The following is a 16606-nucleotide window of genomic DNA, read 5'->3' as shown; positions in this document are numbered from 1 at the left end:
TTTGCTCACGATCCTCGTTGATAGCCCGGATGCGCATCTGAATCATCTGCGACCCGTCTGGGTTCCGACTGGCGTCGTAAAAAACCAAGAGGCCCGCAGACAGGCTCGATCGACGGTCAGCTATCCCGAACAGCAAACGAAATCACCCTTGCCTTTGGCCAACCAACTTTCGCCAGATCACCTTCGCAATGGCTGCGGCCCTAGTACGGTCGGACAGCCCGCGCCTCTGGCGGCCGAAGTGAGGCGCCGGGAACATACAACGTCGGTCGTTGTTTCTCTGATCAGGAGGAAAGATGATGGCAGACGATAAGAGCAAGCGTGATTTTCGAGATCGCAACCGTGTATCAGTCGATGAAGATTATGAGGTTGGCTATTTCGCCAAACAGCATCGTATCACGCCAGAACGCGCGAGCTAATCAGAGAACACGGCAACGACCGGAAGAGGCTCGGACGCGAGGCAAGGAAACTCGCTGATACCGGCTGATGGTCGCGACGCACTACGCGGCTTTTCGGCGAGCGGGTCTGAAAGGCTGCGCGAGCGTGAAAACGTCTGGCCGGATGCCCGCCTCGACTTGCTTCCATGTGACCGGGTGGGCAATTGGAAAGCCGGGCCGCGCTCGCGGGGAAAAAGCGCCTATTGCGGTATTGCCCCGTCCGTTGCGGAGATAGTCGAGAAAGATCCGGCCTCCTCGGGCGGCGGGGTCAGCTGACAACAGGTATCGGTCAGGATCGGTATCAACCAGACGGTGGGCGAGCGACTTGGCCAGTTTCCGGGCGCTGTCATGGGTCATCTTCGCAACGAGCGGTGCCATCAAGTGGATGCCTTTGCCGCCAGTGACCTTTGGCCAGCTCTCCAAGCCTGCCGCTTCCAAGATGCCCCGTAGCGCCAGCGTGGCCTCGATCACAGCGTCCCATCGGACGCCTTCTCCGGGATCAAGGTCGAGGACGAGCCGGTCCGCATGTTCGATGTCGTCAATCGTCGCGTTCCAAGGATGAAGCTCAACGGCATCCATCTCGACCAAGCCAACCAGACCATCCATGTCATCTATCCATACCCGAATGCCTTCGCCGCCTTCGCGCTTTTGAACGCGGAGTTGGTGCACGGACGCCGGTATCCGAGGTAGCGGTCCCTTGTGATAGAAGGTTGCGCCGGAGGCGTGGCGGACCAGCTTCAGCGGTCGCCGAACCAGATGAACTAGAGCTTGATCAGCGACCCGCCGCCAATAGTCTGCCAGCTCTTCCTTGGAAGGTGCAACCGCATCGGGTAGCAGCTGGAGAATGTTCTCGCGCGGGACGCCGTGTTGGCCTTCCGACCTCCGCTTGGACGGCGATGGAGGCTTGGGCGGGATTGCCTGAAGGTCCTCGCGGAGTCCCTTGAAGACCGCCTCACGCAAGATGCCCCGGTCCGACACGCCACTGAATTGCACCTCGGCGAGAACGTCTGGTTTGACCCATGTCGCCTTGGGCTTTTTGATCGGCTCCGACAGCGGTGACTTGGCGACTACGAGCGGATCAAGCCGCTCCCTAACGCGCCGGGCTGCGTCCAGCGTATAGCCGGTCTGGGCCTTCCCGGCATAAAGCAGCCGGTCGCCCTCTCGCCTGCCGATGTACAACGATGCGATGCGGCGCGGCTGCGCGCCAAGTTTCTCGACGAAAGCCACGATTGGAAAAGTGTCGCTCTTGACACATTTGACCTTGACCCAACTGGTCTGGACGCCCGAGCGGTAGTGAGCATCCGCTCGCTTCGATACGATTCCCTCTATGCCCATCCGGCAGGCATGGTCGAACATATCCTTGCCGTTCACCTCCAGATGCTCGGCATAAGTCAGGGTTGGCTCGGTTTCGGTCAGCAGCTTCTTCAGCGCAGCCTTGCGCTTCACTAACGGTTGTTCCCGTAGATCACGGCCATCGAGGTACAGGAGGTCGAAAGCGTAGAGAGTCATCCGTAGCGAACTTGGGTTGCCCAGTTCCCGTTCCAGGGCTTGATAGTCCGGCAGGCCGGTGTCGCCCAGGACGACAGCTTCACCATCGATGATAGCGGATTTGACCGGCAGGCTTGCCGCGGCCTGAACAATCCCCTTGTAACGGTGGGACCAATCGTAGCCGCGACGCGTGAATGCTCGCGCCTTTCCGCCTTCAACGACCAGCTGCGTCCTGTAGCCGTCATATTTGATCTCGTGAAGCCAATCTCCGCCTTCGGGAGCTTTCTCGACCAGTGTGGGCGATTGGAACTCGATGAACGAAAGCCGGTCAATGGCACTGGTCATATACTCGCGACTCCAGGAATCGCGACTCAAGCCCCAGCGCCCCTGTCGGTTCCGAGCCTTTTAGAAGAATTGCATCGCGACGATTGGTTATCCGCCTCACAGAGTGACGTTGCGATTGTTCGCCTTAAAATAGACGTCGAAGATCGAGCCGAGAATTGGAACACTTTCCTACGAGCGTATCCAGCAGCACGTTGCCTAGCATGCGGGCGACCAAGCCATTTCCGGCACCGACGTTTCGAGCTCGCAAGACGATGTAGGCCGAGACAATGCCCGTCGCCGCATCTCCGAGTACGGGGACCAGACCTACGAGCGCATCCAGTCCAAAACGAATTGATGTGCCTGGAATGCGCCAGCGGGAATCGAGTAGCGCGGCCAATAGATCCAACTCGGCAAGTACGTTTGCTGTATCACCATCGTGACCGCCCTGCCCGATCATGCCAACTCGCGCGCCAGTACGATTTAGTATCTCTCCCTGATGGATAGCCGTCACCTTAGATATCGCTTTGACCGCCTGAATTCGCTTGCGTCCTGTGCGATGGCACGTCGTCGAGCAAGGTCGTCTCACCGGAGCTTTTTCGGCGCCTCAACGGGCAATTCACCAGCAGGCGTCATTTTGCTGACGGCCTCAGGCAAATCTCGCGTGATCCGGCTTATGAGCTCCTCGCGCGAAAGGCCGGTCTGCATCGAGAGGGAAGTCAGGGTGTCTTCGTCTATGGCTGCTTCCACATCGCTCGGCTGGATCGGCTCGTTCGGCCCGGTGCCTACCCACGAATCGACCTTCGATCCGGCGCCTGCCCCTCTGAACCGGTCGAGAATATCGCCAAGCGCGGTCCCCGAAACGCCTTTTGAAAGCTGATCCAGGATCCCGCCTTGCGGATCATTTGGGTTGCGATCACCCGCTCCACGGATCATGTCGCCGATCTTGTCGCGATTTTGGTATGCCAAGACGCCGAGCATCGCGATCGCCAATTTTCCCAGGTTAGCCATTGGTACCTCCACTGTTCAATGGACAAGGGCTCAACATCACAAAAGTTCCGACCGCCGACGATCTAATTGAATAAGGGCTGGCGTATCGACACAGACGTGAGCGGTGCTGCCTAACCGGCTTGTTTCCGTTTGCGGTGCGGCTTCGGCCTCGCAGAACGTTGATCGTGCAAAGCTCGTTGCCTGCCTGATCGCGCATGCGCACTAACCATCCGGTCATATCGTCATCGCCCAGATCAGCCAACAGGCCAATTACGCAACGGATCGCTTCGGCGCGAGCGGCCTCAAAACTTGGCGTCTCGGCAGGCGGAACCTGGCGAGCCTGGTCGCCGTCGCGATAGTAGAACGTATAAGCGAGATGGATCCCGCGCGCTGCCTTAGAGTATGGAACTACCACCCTCATCCTTGACGGGGGTTTGGCCAAACAGCGAACATCGGCTAGGCCTAAGATGATCGATCGAGGTCGACTCGCGCGACGGCGTAGGCGCCAAGCGAGATGCTTTGATCATCCAGCGGTCTTGCGGAACTTTCCATGAAGTCGGGATCGGTTGCCGCCCGCTCGAACTGCTCGGCGCCGAGAAGAGCAATGCGGGCGCTGCTCGGCGAATCCGAAAGCCGCACAGATTGCGTCTTGGCGGTAAGGTTAGCGACCCACAGGGTCACGCGGCGATCTTTTTCAGCCGCGATCGTCACGACGCCGTCACAGCCGGAAGTTCCTACGGACAGCAAGGTGGCTCCGCCGATCTTTGAGAGACCAGCCAAGACATGGAAAGCGGGATAGACCGTTGGGCCATCCTGCTGGTCATACCATGGCTGCATGAAATCAGCCTTCCTATGGATTTGGCCAAAGGGGCCGGCGAAGTCACCGAACGCGACGGCCTCGATTCCTTCGCGAGCGCAGGCCGCGAAATATCCGACAGTCCAAGCCGCATTGAACAGCCCGCGCTGACGAGGATCAATGCGCGATAGACAGACGCGAGCGTTCGCTTCATTCGGCGCAGTGGATTTTCCGTATGGGTTCTCACGGCAGCCGAGCTGGATGGGACCGATACGCAGTGGCAAGCGTTCCCCCATGAAAGCATGCGCGGAGCGGATTAGATGGGGGATTGCCTGAAGTGTCTCCATCACCGAGACATCATCTGCGGCGTGCACGCTTGGACAGGTGGTGAAGGTCACGTAGTCGAGCGCTTCGGCTGGCGGACGCTTGCGGTTGAGTTCGGTGAAGTAAGCGGCCATGCCGCCGCCCAGCGCGATGCCCGGGAAAGCCCGGCGAGCGGCGGAGTAGCTTTCGTGGAAGCTGGGCATAGTCGGCCACGGTGCTCCCGGCTGTACGGATATCATGTCCTGCGCCGGAAAGACGGAGACAGCTTCTAGTTTGAGGCCGAGTGAGTGGACAGCATCCGCGACCGGCGCCAATTCGCCGAATGGATCGCGCGTGCCCTTGGTGATAATCTCGAGGACCACGCCAGCGCCGGTCAGCCGTGCGAGCGCGGCGTAGCTTTCTAGTTCGTCCTGGCCGTGTGCGATCCGGAGATCGACCTGGCAGACCATCCACTGCGGAGCCATTCGTGGTAGGAGCTCGGGGGTTTCGAGCGCGTGCTTTGCCTCGTCGGCGGCGACGCCGACGCCAGTGCGGGGCACTCGGCCGACCGGTCCGCCGATCGTCAGGTTGATGAGTGGATTGCGATTTTCAGACGTCCCGGCAGGGAGCGTTCCTGACACGTGAAGCCGGACGGCCTGCGTGAATTTCTGGCCCTTGGGCAGTCTGTAAGGCCACGGGCGACGCAGAGGGCGGACATATGTTTTATAGGAGGCGTCAGACCAATTGCGTTGGTCCTCCATCTCAAAGGCATCACCCTCCATGGTGCATGTCGCCCAGATCCCAGGCGCGATTTCGTGCGACAAAGCCCGGATGTCGGTGAACGGACATTTTGGATCGATGTGGTCCGGAAAGAACGATAGCTCGTCGTGACCATCCTCATGCAGCACCTTTATCGGCTTGCCGGCTAAGCCCTCGATCGGATGAAGGACGACGAAGCCGGTCCGATTCGTCAAAACGTCAGTCTCGGGCTCTGCCTCCGCCACAAACGACAGCGCACCATCGCCACGGCCTGAGACGCGCGCCCGGTAAATCAGGCGGCCGGATGTTGCGGCACATGTTGCACGGTATTCAATGGCGAACGCATCCGGCCTCTCGTCGATCCGGAGATCATCGAGAACGGTGGTACATGTTCCCCAGTTTTCGTCCCGTACAAGAAACGAGATTCCGCGCAAGATCTCGATCGTCCCGACGTGGATGTAACGCAACGCCCCATTGTCGAACGCGACCGACAAGGATCCGGCGCGCAGTGTGCGCAGCGGTGCCTCGAGCTGTTCGGTGCCACACAAGCGGACTGCCAGGGAAGCTGTCGAGGTCAAATTGCCCGCTCCGTCGTGGCGTCGAAGATCGAGGCCCGGTTCATGTTGATGTCGATCGCAAGCTTCTCGCCCGGACGGCTGACATCGTGCGCCTGCAGCTCAGCCATCACCGGCGCGCCGGCCAGTCGGAATGTCGCGTAACTGCGCGAGCCGGTCGGCTGCAGCAGGTCGATCGTTGCCTCATAGCGAAACGTGCCCTGCTCCGGCATGGGAGTGTGCGCACGAGTGAGGTGTTCTGGCCTCAACCCGAGCAGCACCTGCTGTCCGTCCGCGACGCCCTTCAGCCCCCTGCCGGGCGCTAAGGGCAGCAGTGCATCCGCGAGCCGGATGGCAGCGGCGCCTGCGTCCAAGGCAAGGGTGCCTGGCAGGAAGCTCATCCGCGGCGAACCCAGGAACCCAGCGACGAACGTGGAGGCCGGGTGCTCGAACAACTCGAGTGGCGCGCCCTGCTGCTCTATCAACCCGTCGCGCATCAGCACGATGCGGTCAGCCAACGTCATCGCTTCGATCTGGTCATGGGTGACGTAGATCATCGTTGTCGCAATGTCCTGGTGAAGGCGTTTGATTTCGCCGCGCATTTCGTCGCGAAGCTGTGCGTCGAGGTTGGACAGCGGCTCGTCGAACAAAAAGATGCGGGGGTTGCGGACTATGGCGCGGCCGATGGCGACGCGCTGGCGCTGGCCGCCGGATAATTGGCGCGGAAAACGCCCCAGCAAGGGAGTGATGCCAAGCATGCGTGCCGCCTCGGCCACGCGCACCTCGACCTCTGGCTTCGGCATCTTGCGAGCCTTGAGGCCGAAGCCAATGTTCTTGGCCACGCTCATATGCGGATAGAGCGCATAATCTTGAAACACCATTGCCACGTCGCGATCGCGCGGCCGGAAATCATTGACCACCTCGCCGCCGATCTCGATCGTGCCTTCCGATATCTCCTCCAGGCCGGCGATGGTCCGGAGCAGCGTGGACTTGCCGCAGCCGGACGGTCCAACCAGAACGGTGAACTGGCCGTCGCGAATGTCCAGGTCGATGCCGCGCACGGCATGGAACGCGCCGTAGCGCTTGTGCAAGCCGGTAATTTTGACTTCGGCCATGCGGGAGCTTTCCTAACCGCGAACGGCGCCGAGCGTCAGCCCGCGCACCAGATGACGTTGAGCAAGGACCCCAAGGGCGATCGATGGCACAAGGGAGACGATGGCAAGGGCCGCGGCTTCGCCATATTGCGCGCCCTGGAAGCCGATGAAGGCGCGGAAGACCGTTGGCAGTGTAAAGGCAGTTCGGCTGGTCAAGATCAGAGCGAAGAAGAACTCCGTCCAGCATGCAATGAAGGCGAAGACAGCCGCCGCGACGATGCCCGGTGCTGCGAGCGGCACGGCAACGCGCCAGAACGCCTCCCATCTCGTGCAGCCATCGACGAGGGCCGCCTCCTCCATCGACTTGGGCATGCCGCGGAAATAAGCAAACATCATCCAAACGGACACCGGCAGCGTGAAGACCGTATAGGCGATGATCAGGCCGACATGAGTGTCGTAGAGCCCGACCTGGCGATAGATCAGGAACACCGGCAGCACGATCCCGATCGGCGGCAAAAAGCGCTGCGACAGCACCCAGAAAGACAGATGCTTGCCGCCGGTGTCGTAGCGCGCCAGGCTATAGGCCATCAGCGTGCCGAGCAGCGCCGAAAGCACCGTGGCCGAAAGCGAAATAATCAGGCTGTTGATGAGCCCGTCGAGACCACGATAGGCGAACAGCGCAGCTTTGTAGTGGACAAGCGTCGGAGCGGCGGGGAACCAGACAGGCGGTACGGTGAGGTAGTCGTCGCTGGGCTTGATGGAGGTGTTGAACATCCAGTAGAGCGGCCACAGCACGAACACCAGGAAGAACCCCAGCAGCAGAATTCGGCCGATCGGCAACGACCGGCGTTTCCTGCGGCGGGCGGGCGCGACGGCGGCCATCAGACCGGTTCTACCTTCAAGAGCCGACGCACCAGCAACGTCACGATGAGCGCCGTAAAGATCAGGAACAGCCAACTTCCTGCTGTTGCCTGCGACAGATGAAACTGCGTGAAGCCGATGGTATAAAGATAATAGGAGGCCGTGTAGGTTTGTGTTCCCGGGCCACCCCCTGTCATGATGAAAATGGTGTCGAACATACGGATTGCGTCGAGCAGACGGAAGGTCAGCGCCAGCAGCATCATCGACCCGAGATGCGGGAGCGTGATCGCCCAAAAAACCTGCCAGGCGTTGACGCCGTCGAGTTCTGCCGCCTCATAGAGATTGGGTGGGATTGCGGTCAGCCCGGCGAGCAGGATGACGAACATGAACGGCGTCCACTGCCAGACATCGGCGATGATCAGCGAGACGTAGAGCCACGGGCGCTCCGTCATCCAGCCGATCGTAACTTCCTGCCCCAACAGTTGCGTCAGGACATAGTTGGTCGGTCCAAAAGGCCGCTGTAGGAGCAGCGTCCAGGCTTGGCCGACGATGACCGGGCTGATGAACAGCGGCACGATCAGGATCGACATGATCACACCGCGGCCCGGAAAGCTGCGCACCATTGTCAGCGCCACCAGGAGGCCGAGAACGAATTCTATAGCGACGCTGATGCCCGACAGCGATGCTGTCAGCAACAGCGACCAACGTGCTACGGGATCGAACACGACCCGCTCGAAGTTCTTCAATCCGACAAAGGCGTGGCCCGGCACCTGGAAGTCGTAGTTGATGAAGGATACCACCAGCGAGAACAGAGGCGGATAGATCGACAGTGCCAATATCAGCAGCACAGCGGGGGCGACCAGCAGCCACTTGAAATGACGGTCTGCCCATTGGGCAAAGGCAGACAGCCGGGGCGGTGCGCCGGCGGCCTTCAAATGACGGATCGTGGCTGTGGGCTGCATAGGCGTATCCTATCGCCGCTTAGCGGGGAGGTGTTGCGAGCCAAGCGCCCGCAACACCAATTGCTCCAGAGAGTCCGCCCTCCCTTCAGAGGGTGACCGCCATGCCAAGTTTTTCCACCGTGTTGTCGGCGGTGGCGCCAGGCAGTTTCAAGAACTCGGTGTAGAAGCCCTTCTGCGAATCCACACCCAGTCGTTCGGTCGTCTCGTTCCACTCGGCGGCCGCCGTTTCAAGCGACGCCTTCGGATCCGCACCAGCCCACACCGCCGTGCACATGCGATCGATGCTCAAGAAGTAGTCCTGCGCGCCTGGCATGATCGGGTCGAGCAGACCGACATTTGCCGAGTTGTTGAGGTTGGCAAGGTACTCCTTGGCACTCGGGAAGAGCGCGCCGTAGAGCTCGGACTTGAAGTGCGAGATGCGGTACGGGTCGCGTAGCGCGTAGGGCAGCATGCAACGTGCCAGCGAGACGGGTGGCGAGCATACCCATTGCATGAACAGATACGCCGCCTCGGGGTTGGGCGAGTCGGCCGACAGTGCCTTGTTGTAGCCGGTGGCATGTTCCGGATTTCCCGGAACCACGGCATAGCCGACCTTGCCGGCGATCTGAGACTGCGGAATGAAGTTGATTGCCGTGGCCGACTGCGAATAGTTCGCCGCCATACGGCCGCTAGGAGGCCAGGAATAGATCATCGCGACTTTGCCGGTCAGGAAAGCCGCCCACAAGGAGACGGCGTCGAGCTCGTTGTTGCCGGGGATCGAGGCCTTGTTTGCGGCCAGCATGTTTGTCAGCGTCTTGACGCCGGCATCCGAAACCAAACCTGCCTTCATGTCGTCGCCGAAGAGTTTTCCGCCGTTGGCCCGGTACTGCTGCAGAAAGTCGAACTGATTGCCGGGGCTGCCCGCCTTGCGGAAATGTCCCGCGCCATAGACCTTTGGCGCCATCTGGTCGGTGATGAACTGGGCGATCTGGGCATATTCTTCCCATGTCTTGGGCGGTCCAAGCTTGGCGTTGAACTTCGCCTGGTAAGCCTCCACCATTTTAGGGTCCTCGAAAATGTCCTTGCGGTAGTAGAGAGCGAACATGTCGCCGTCGTCGAAGAACCCCCAGATCTTACCCTTGTAGGTCGGCAGCGCCTTGTACAGGGGATGATAGTCCTCGAGGTCTGCCGGGTTCATGTATTTGGCGATGTAGTCGTCTAGAGGGGCGATGACGCCGCCATCGGCAAGCGACGGCGTCCAGGCCGGCGAGATGTCGAGGACGTCATAGGCACCCGAGCCGGCGATGTGCTCGGCGACCGCCTTGGAGTACTGGTCCGGGTTCGACAGCTCGACGACATTCGACTTCATCCCGGTAAGCTGCTCCCACATCGGCCCACTGAAATTGCGCGGGTCGAGTGCCTGCAGGCCAGCCTCGTAGGTCATGTTGAGGGTGACGCCCGTATGCGCCTTGGCCGCCTCCGCCGCGCGAAAGGCGGAACCGTCCGCAGGCCCTTCCTTCGATGCTTTCAGGGCTGCGGCCTGCGCCTGGCCGAGCGGCGACGTGGCGTCCGCCAATTCCAATGTTTGCTGCGCCAGCGCCCAATCGGTCATTATCCCCAGCAGCGGGCCGGACACGGCCAACATGCCGGTCATCTGACCGAAGCGGGTGATGAAAGTTCGGCGGGTGGTTTCGCCGAGCATGAAGGCGTCGACCTCAGCTTCGAGGCCTGCCTGAAAGTCACGTTTTTCACGATCGTTCATAGTGCTTGGTCCTCCCATTTTCCTTTTGCTTCACTCGTCCGCCGGCGCAGCGGTCAAGCATTTCCTCCCGTAAGGTCGCCGCAAAGAGGCCGCGGCGGCGCGCCGAAAATCAGTCTCCTCCTAGGTTCCAAAGCGGGCGGCGAGCCCAGACAGCCTGGTCTTCCACAGCTCGCTCGAAAGCACCTCGCGATTGACCACGCCGCGCGGCTCGCGGCCACGCTGCACCTCCATTACCGCTTTGACGTCGGCGGCACCGTTGCCGGCAAAGCACTGGTCTGTCCAGCAAAGCGCGTGCGGCGCCAGGATGACATTGTCGAGTTTGAGGATCGCATCGTCTGCGTCGGGAGGCTCTTGTTCCAGCACGTCGAGACCGGCGCCGGCGATGCGGCGCTCCTGCAGTGCTTGCGTCAGCGCTTTCTGGTCGACGATCGGGCCGCGCGCGGTGTTGATCAGGTAAGCTGTCGGCTTCATCAGGGCGATCCGCTCGGCATTGACGATGTGGTGGGTCTGGGGCGACAGGGGGCAACTCACCGACAGCACGTCGGCGCGGCGAAACAGATCCTCCAGCCCGACCAGCTCGACGCCCAGGTCGGCAGCGACCCCCTTGTCGGCAAACGGGTCATGGGCAATGAATTGCATGTCAAAGGGCTTCGCCAAGCGGAAGACCTCGGCACCGATGTTGCCGATGCCCAGCGACCCAAGCGTACGCCCGACGAGGCCGACCCCCATATGTTCGGAGCGCATCTCAAAACCAACAGACCCTTTGCGGGTGAGCGCGTCCTTTGTCAGCAGCTTGCCGGTCAGTGCCAGCATGAAGGTGATGACGGATACGGCGACGGGCCGTCGCACGCCATCGGGCGTGATGACCAAGGCAATACCGGCTGCGGTGCATGCCTCAACGTCGACAGTGTCGTAGCCGACCCCGAAGCGGGCAACGACGGCCAGGCGGCCGCTCCTGGGGACACTCGTGGCATCGAAACGATGGGCGAGGAGGATCAGCGCATCGAAATTCTCAAGTTGGTCGCCGCGAAGCGGACTGTTTGACTCCAGGAACACCATCTCGACACCTGTCGCATTGCGCAGCGGCTCCAGATCGAAATCTGGGTAGGTCGGCGAGCCGTCCGGCCTGCGGAAATCACCGGAAAGCGCCACCCTGAATTTCACGCTGTCCATCGTCTCCTCCGCTCCTATTGGCACCCGGCCCGGATCTTGGAAACCGCGTCGGCGATCGCGTCGTGCAGGACCCAAACGTCGCCTGAATAACAAATGAAATCGAAGCCCTGTGCGTAGAACTCGTGTCCCTGGGCAACGTTGGGCACCAAGCGTCCAAGCGATTTGTTGTGCTTCTTGGCGGCGGCAACGATTTTGGCCATTGCAGCAGTGAAAGTGGGGTGGGCGAAGTCGCCAGGAATGCCGAGCGAGACGGACAGATCGAAATGTCCGACCCACAGACAATCGACCCCGTCCAGTCCCGCGATGCCGTCAATGTTCTTGACGCCGTCGGCGGTCTCGATCAGGCAGATGAACGTCGAGCGCTTGTTGGCGGCCTCGAATTTGTCAGCGACCGAGCCCGGACGGTAACGGTCATGAGCGATCTGCAGCGCCACGCCGCGGGCGCCGGCAGGGTGGTATTTCATGGAGTTGATGATGTGCTGCGCCTGTTCGACGCTGCTCACCATCGGCGCGATCAGGCCTTCGGCGCCCATGTCCATGGCGCGGGCGAGGAAATGGTAGTCCTGCGACGGCACACGCACCATGACCGGCAGATCGGCCGCCTCGAAATAACGGATCGCACTCTTCAGCGTTTCCAAGCTAAATCCCGAATGCTCCATGTCGAAAAAGACGAAATCGCAGCCAGCGGACTTCAGGATGTGACCGATTCCCGGCGTGGCGAACTCGGCGACGAGCGTACCGAGCTTGACCCGCCTGTGAGAAGCTAACGCCCTGAGACTTGGCTCCGACATGCACTTCCTCCCGTTCGCCCCAATGGGCCAATCCGCCTATGTTCGCTTCAATGCGTGGCTTCAAGAACGAGGTCGCAGGTCGTCACCAACTTGGTCACGACGAGCGGCGCGGTCTGCGAATTGAATTCGTCGAAATGAGCGGTGCGGCAGTGGTCCTCGAATGCGGCCTCGCTATCGTAAATCTCATAGAGCAGGACCCGATCCAGTTCGCCGCGCGCCTCCGTCACGTCAAAGCGGCGACAGCCGGCCTCGGTGCGCATCGAGGCGGTCGCATTGGCGTCGACAAGTTCTCGGAATCTGTCCCGGGCACCAGGCCTCAGGCGGAAATCGACCCAGACGACAAATCCGGTCATCACTTGGGCCTCGCAAGTTGCAGATACCGCTTGGCCACATATTCGAGATGGCTGCGCATGGCTGTCTCTGACGCGTCTGGATCGCGCGCGGCGACGGCCTCGAAGATTTCGCGATGAGCCTGGTAAGCCTTGCGGTCTTCACCATTGGCCAATGTGGTGCGACGCTGTTCGAGCAACCATTCAGCCAAGGCCGCGTGAATAGCTGTAAAGATCCGATTGCGGGTGATTACCGCCAGCACGTAATGGAAGTCTACGTCCGTGCGCTCGAAGCGCGCCAGATCGCCGATCGACTGCCGGTTGAGTTCGAGCGCCTCCTTGAGGCTCTCAATGTCTTCCGGGGTAGCATGCACAGCGGCGTTGCGGGCAAGACCGACCTCGAAAAACAAGCGCGCGCTCTGGAAGTCGTGAACCCCTCCCGGTGCCGAAATCATGTGCCGAGCCGGCCCTGAAAGGGCGTCAATCACGAATTGAGGAGTGGGTCGAGTGACGCGGGCACGCTCCCCCGATTTTACCTCGACAAGGCCCATTTTGCTCAGATGCAGCAGCGCCTCACGGATGGAAGGCCGCCCTACCCCGAACTGCCGCATGAGTTCCCGTTCAGATGGGAGACGGTCGGCTTCGGCCAACTCTCCCTCTCGGATCATCCGTTCGAGGTGCGCTGCCACCTCGTCCGAAAGCTTCCGCTGCTTGATCAGAACTCCGATCATGTGGCATACCTGTTATACCAATCAGGTACGTTATGATCCCATAGCACCCTTGTCAACGATGTCTAAGCATCCGGTAGCCGAGCCGTTTAATCACTCCGCCGAGGCGTCCTTTGCACACGCCTTCAACGTCTTCACCAAGGATATCGGTGACTTGAGGAGCGCGAGCACACTCTGCTCGGTGTTCCGATCGGGGACCGTCTTCGAACCCTGGGTCGGGTGGTCAGTTTCAACTGCGGTGTGGACCGCAGTGAGTGCCACCGGGCCGTGTGCTGGCCGAGACCTACCCAACCGCCTGCTTATGAGCTGCAACATGAGCCCTCGATGGCAAAGTAGACCTCGACCTGAGCAAGACCCGCGAATGGAAGTGGGGTTCACAGCCGAGGCGGAAAACGCGAACTCTCGCTGGTGGACCCATTTGGCAATACGCCTGCTCCATCTCGTAATCTTTTTGCGCCGCCGCAATGCCGCAAAGGAAGGTGGTGTCGGGTCAGTTCTCTCTAGGCTCCAGAGCGCTCGTCACGTTGTGCCCATCCTCGTGCGGTGGGCGGCCGCCGCTTGAGGATGCGCATTTGAAACTGGTTTTCTCAAGATCTTTTAGTCCTGAGGGCCTCAGGCGGGGGCGCTTGCCATTTAGTTATCGTCACCTGCAAATGCCGAACCCGCACTCGACGCCAATCTACGCGCTGGCCAGTTTGCGACATCTGGTTTCGGCGATTCCGCTTTCAGTAGCGACGATCATGCTGGACGGCTGATATGAGGCGCGTTCCCGCCTGGCAGCTTAGGGGCAGCAAGCAGGACGTCGGCTTTCTTGCCTCGACCTGGCCTAAGCAGTCATTCAATTCGTGGCCTCAAGCTCATCCACGCTCCTCCTGACGCGGCGTGCCATCCAGCCGATCTCGGGCTGATGTGCGTGGACGGCAGTCGTCCTTTGACCACCGCTTCTGGCGGCGCCGATTGGCGAGCCGCCTCGCCATCATTAGCTATGGAACGGAAAAGAAACCATTCAGCATCAGACTACCGCTTTTCGACGCACCTTTTCGAACATGTCGGAACGAGCGCTTGTCGCGCAGCCCACGATGCCCCCCATTGGTGAACCGGTTCCATGAAGAGTCTGACAATACGCCACCGCATCCTCGTCAGTTTCGCAGCCGTTCTGGTGGTCATGTCCGTGATAGCCCTCATCGCGTACGCCTGGTTTCTTCAGGCGGGGGAGGAGGCGACTGAGGTCGAGAAGGGCATCCTTCCGGACCTTTATCACAGTACCGAGATCATGACGGGCCAGATGGCGGCCCATAGTCTGCTTCAGGAATATGCCCTTCAGGACAACCCGTCAGACAGAAGCACGGTTGAAAACGCGATCACGACCAATCGCAACCAGGTGCAGCGGTCGATGGACGACTATGAGGCAACGATCGTCTCCGATATCGACAAGCAGAATTATGCAGCCGTCAAACAACTCGCCAACCAATTCCGTCTGGCTGAAACTGCTGTGCTGGAAACAAGCCGGGCTGCCTTGTCGAAAGGTGAAACTCCCAATGAAAGCCCAGCTATCAAGAACGAAGTAGAGCCGATCTTTGTAAAATTGCAGTCCGCTCTGCAGGCCATGGTTGAGGATCACAGAGGCGAGGCAAACAGCGCGACGCAGCGGATCAGCTCGATCGTCAGAACGGCCGAAGTCGGTTTGAGCGTTGGCTTGTTGATAGCCCTCGGGCTAGCCCTTCTTTTGGGTTACCAGCTGTTTCGCGCCATTACAGGTCCGCTCACCCGTTTGGTCGACGCGGTTCAATTGATGCGGCAAGGCGACTTCAGCGAACGGCTCGATCTGAGGCGCCGAGACGAATTCAGCGTGCTTGCCGACGGCTTCAACGCAATGGCGGACGATCTCACAACCCTCATTGGTCAGGTTCAAAGGTCCAGCATACAGGTCGGCACGTCGATAACTGAGATCGCCGCCACCTCCAAGCAACAGCAGGCAACTGCGACTGAAATCGCAGCGACCACAACAGAAATCCGAGCGACAGCCAAGGAAATCTCCGCCACATCAAACGAACTGGTCCGCACGATGAACGAGGTCTCCACAGTTGCCGAACAAACCGCTGCCGTGGCTGGCGGGGGGCAAGCGGGGCTGACCCGTATGGAAGAAACCATGCAGCAGGTCATGGAAGCGGCTGGCGCGATCAATTCCAAACTGGCGATCCTGAGCGAGAAAGCCGGCAGCATCAATCAGGTGGTGACGACCATCACCAAAGTGGCCGATCAAACGAACCTGTTGTCGCTCAACGCTTCCATCGAGGCGGAGAAGGCAGGCCAATATGGCCGGGGTTTTGCAGTGGTGGCGACGGAAATCCGAAGGCTCGCGGACCAGACAGCTGTCTCCACCTACGATATCGAGCAAATGGTCAAGGACATCCAGTCGGCAGTCGCGGCCGGGGTGATGGGCATGGACAAGTTTTCCGAGCAGGTCCGTCGGGGTATGCAGGACATCCAGCAGGTCGGCGGGCAACTCTTCGAGATCATTCAGCAGGTTCAGGGGCTGGTGCCACGTTTCGAAGTCGCCAATGAAGGCATGCAAGCACAGGCGACCGGCGCGGGGCAGATCAGCGACACGCTAACCCAGCTAAGCGAGGCAGCTCAGCAAACAGTCGAGTCCCTTCAGCAATCGACGCTCGCGATCGCCGAGCTCAATCAAGTCTCAGGCGGCATGCGAAGTAGCATATCGAGGTTCAAGCTACGAGCATAGCGAGCCGGCAGTAGGATGTGACAATGCTATTCCTCGCCTTCAGCATGGGTCCGGATCGCTACTTGATCGATGTCCACAAAATTGAAGAGGTGCTGCCCTATATCGACGTGAAAGTTCTTCCGGGTGCGCCAACTGGTGTGGTGGGTTTGGTCAGCTATAACGGAATACCCATCCCCCTGATCGATGTCACCCTTCTTGCGCTTGGCCGACCATCGGAGCGCCTGTTGAGCACCCGGATCGTTGTGACGCGCTATCCGGCGGATGATGGCGAGCGACGCCTGCTGGGGCTGATCGCGGAACGGGTGACGGATACGATCGAGCGAGACCCGGCCGATTTCGCGCCGTTCGGACTGGAACCAGGAACCCCGCCCTATCTTGGGCCGGTGGCTTCCGATGGTTCGGAGATCATTCAGTGGGTCAAAGTGGAAGCGCTGCTTTCGGAAGAGATTCGTACCGCTTTGCTCCGCCAGGCGGCAATAGGTGATCAATGACCGGAGCAATAGAAAAGCTCCTGACGGAAACCATTGGACTAGACAGTG

Annotated in this window: 18 protein-coding genes; 4 read left to right on the top strand and 14 right to left on the bottom strand. The window is 60.3% G+C overall.

Going from position 1 to position 16606, the window contains the following annotated elements:
* The first annotated feature begins 293 nt into the window (after positions 1–293).
* A complete protein-coding gene (locus NKI37_RS21600) occupies positions 294–416 on the top strand; it encodes a DUF3606 domain-containing protein (RefSeq protein WP_348529184.1) in 123 nt (40 codons plus the stop codon).
* Between the two features lie 81 nt (positions 417–497).
* Here the strand turns inward: NKI37_RS21600 and ligD are convergent, their stop codons facing one another.
* The 14 genes from ligD to nanR all read right to left on the bottom strand — a co-directional run bounded on the left by ligD (position 498) and on the right by nanR (position 13327).
* Positions 498–2267, bottom strand: coding sequence for a DNA ligase D (gene ligD, locus NKI37_RS21595; protein ID WP_352787904.1), 1770 nt, complete (start codon positions 2265–2267; stop codon positions 498–500).
* Positions 2268–2363: 96 nt separating this feature from the next.
* Complete coding sequence (locus NKI37_RS21590) at positions 2364–2411, bottom strand: hypothetical protein (protein WP_352788047.1); 48 nt, start codon at positions 2409–2411, stop codon at positions 2364–2366.
* A complete protein-coding gene (locus NKI37_RS21585) occupies positions 2392–2703 on the bottom strand; it encodes a DUF4112 domain-containing protein (protein ID WP_352787907.1) in 312 nt (103 codons plus the stop codon). The genes NKI37_RS21590 and NKI37_RS21585 overlap by 20 nt, the downstream gene beginning before the upstream one ends.
* Positions 2704–2828: 125 nt before the next feature.
* A complete protein-coding gene (locus NKI37_RS21580) occupies positions 2829–3254 on the bottom strand; it encodes a YidB family protein (protein WP_352787910.1) in 426 nt (141 codons plus the stop codon).
* Positions 3247–3654 carry a DUF6894 family protein gene (locus NKI37_RS31975; protein WP_460221869.1) on the bottom strand — a complete coding sequence of 136 codons (408 nt, stop codon included), beginning with the start codon at positions 3652–3654 and terminating at the stop codon, positions 3247–3249. The genes NKI37_RS21580 and NKI37_RS31975 overlap by 8 nt, the downstream gene beginning before the upstream one ends.
* Positions 3655–3695: 41 nt before the next feature.
* Positions 3696–5669, bottom strand: coding sequence for a D-apionate lactonase family protein (locus NKI37_RS21575; RefSeq protein ID WP_023823223.1), 1974 nt, complete (start codon positions 5667–5669; stop codon positions 3696–3698).
* A complete protein-coding gene (locus NKI37_RS21570) occupies positions 5666–6760 on the bottom strand; it encodes an ABC transporter ATP-binding protein (protein WP_023823224.1) in 1095 nt (364 codons plus the stop codon). Before NKI37_RS21570 ends, NKI37_RS21575 begins: the two co-directional genes overlap by 4 nt.
* 12 nt (positions 6761–6772) lie before the next feature.
* Complete coding sequence (locus NKI37_RS21565) at positions 6773–7621, bottom strand: carbohydrate ABC transporter permease (protein ID WP_023827582.1); 849 nt, start codon at positions 7619–7621, stop codon at positions 6773–6775.
* On the bottom strand, positions 7621–8562 hold the full coding sequence (locus NKI37_RS21560) for a carbohydrate ABC transporter permease (protein WP_352787914.1): 942 nt from the start codon (positions 8560–8562) through the stop codon (positions 7621–7623). Before NKI37_RS21560 ends, NKI37_RS21565 begins: the two co-directional genes overlap by 1 nt.
* An 85-nt stretch (positions 8563–8647) precedes the next feature.
* Positions 8648–10303 (bottom strand): extracellular solute-binding protein, encoded by a 1656-nt coding sequence (locus NKI37_RS21555; protein ID WP_352787917.1) that lies wholly within the window; start codon positions 10301–10303, stop codon positions 8648–8650.
* Between the two features lie 120 nt (positions 10304–10423).
* The gene (locus tag NKI37_RS21550) at positions 10424–11476 is read right to left on the bottom strand and encodes an NAD(P)-dependent oxidoreductase (RefSeq protein ID WP_023823226.1); all 1053 of its coding nucleotides are present in this window, start codon (positions 11474–11476) and stop codon (positions 10424–10426) included.
* Positions 11477–11490: 14 nt separating this feature from the next.
* A complete protein-coding gene (locus tag NKI37_RS21545; protein WP_023726880.1) occupies positions 11491–12267 on the bottom strand; it encodes an HpcH/HpaI aldolase family protein in 777 nt (258 codons plus the stop codon).
* 47 nt (positions 12268–12314) lie between these two features.
* Positions 12315–12620, bottom strand: coding sequence for a putative quinol monooxygenase (locus tag NKI37_RS21540; protein WP_023823227.1), 306 nt, complete (start codon positions 12618–12620; stop codon positions 12315–12317).
* Entirely contained in the window at positions 12620–13327 is a 708-nt protein-coding gene (nanR, locus tag NKI37_RS21535; protein WP_023823228.1) for a transcriptional regulator NanR, read from the bottom strand. Before nanR ends, NKI37_RS21540 begins: the two co-directional genes overlap by 1 nt.
* 569 nt (positions 13328–13896) lie before the next feature.
* Here nanR and NKI37_RS21530 point away from each other — a divergent pair.
* The 3 genes from NKI37_RS21530 to NKI37_RS21520 all read left to right on the top strand — a co-directional run bounded on the left by NKI37_RS21530 (position 13897) and on the right by NKI37_RS21520 (position 16558).
* Positions 13897–14079 (top strand): hypothetical protein, encoded by a 183-nt coding sequence (locus NKI37_RS21530; protein ID WP_155923174.1) that lies wholly within the window; start codon positions 13897–13899, stop codon positions 14077–14079.
* A 350-nt stretch (positions 14080–14429) separates the two neighbouring features.
* Positions 14430–16067: a methyl-accepting chemotaxis protein gene (locus NKI37_RS21525; RefSeq protein WP_023823229.1), complete on the top strand. Its 1638-nt coding sequence runs from the start codon at positions 14430–14432 to the stop codon at positions 16065–16067.
* Positions 16068–16090: 23 nt separating this feature from the next.
* Entirely contained in the window at positions 16091–16558 is a 468-nt protein-coding gene (locus NKI37_RS21520; protein ID WP_023669446.1) for a chemotaxis protein CheW, read from the top strand.
* The last annotated feature ends 48 nt before the right edge of the window (positions 16559–16606 follow it).

The organism is Mesorhizobium sp. M0626, from assembly GCF_040320665.1.
GTDB lineage: Bacteria > Pseudomonadota > Alphaproteobacteria > Rhizobiales > Rhizobiaceae > Mesorhizobium.
This window is presented reverse-complemented; position numbering and strand designations above follow the sequence as displayed.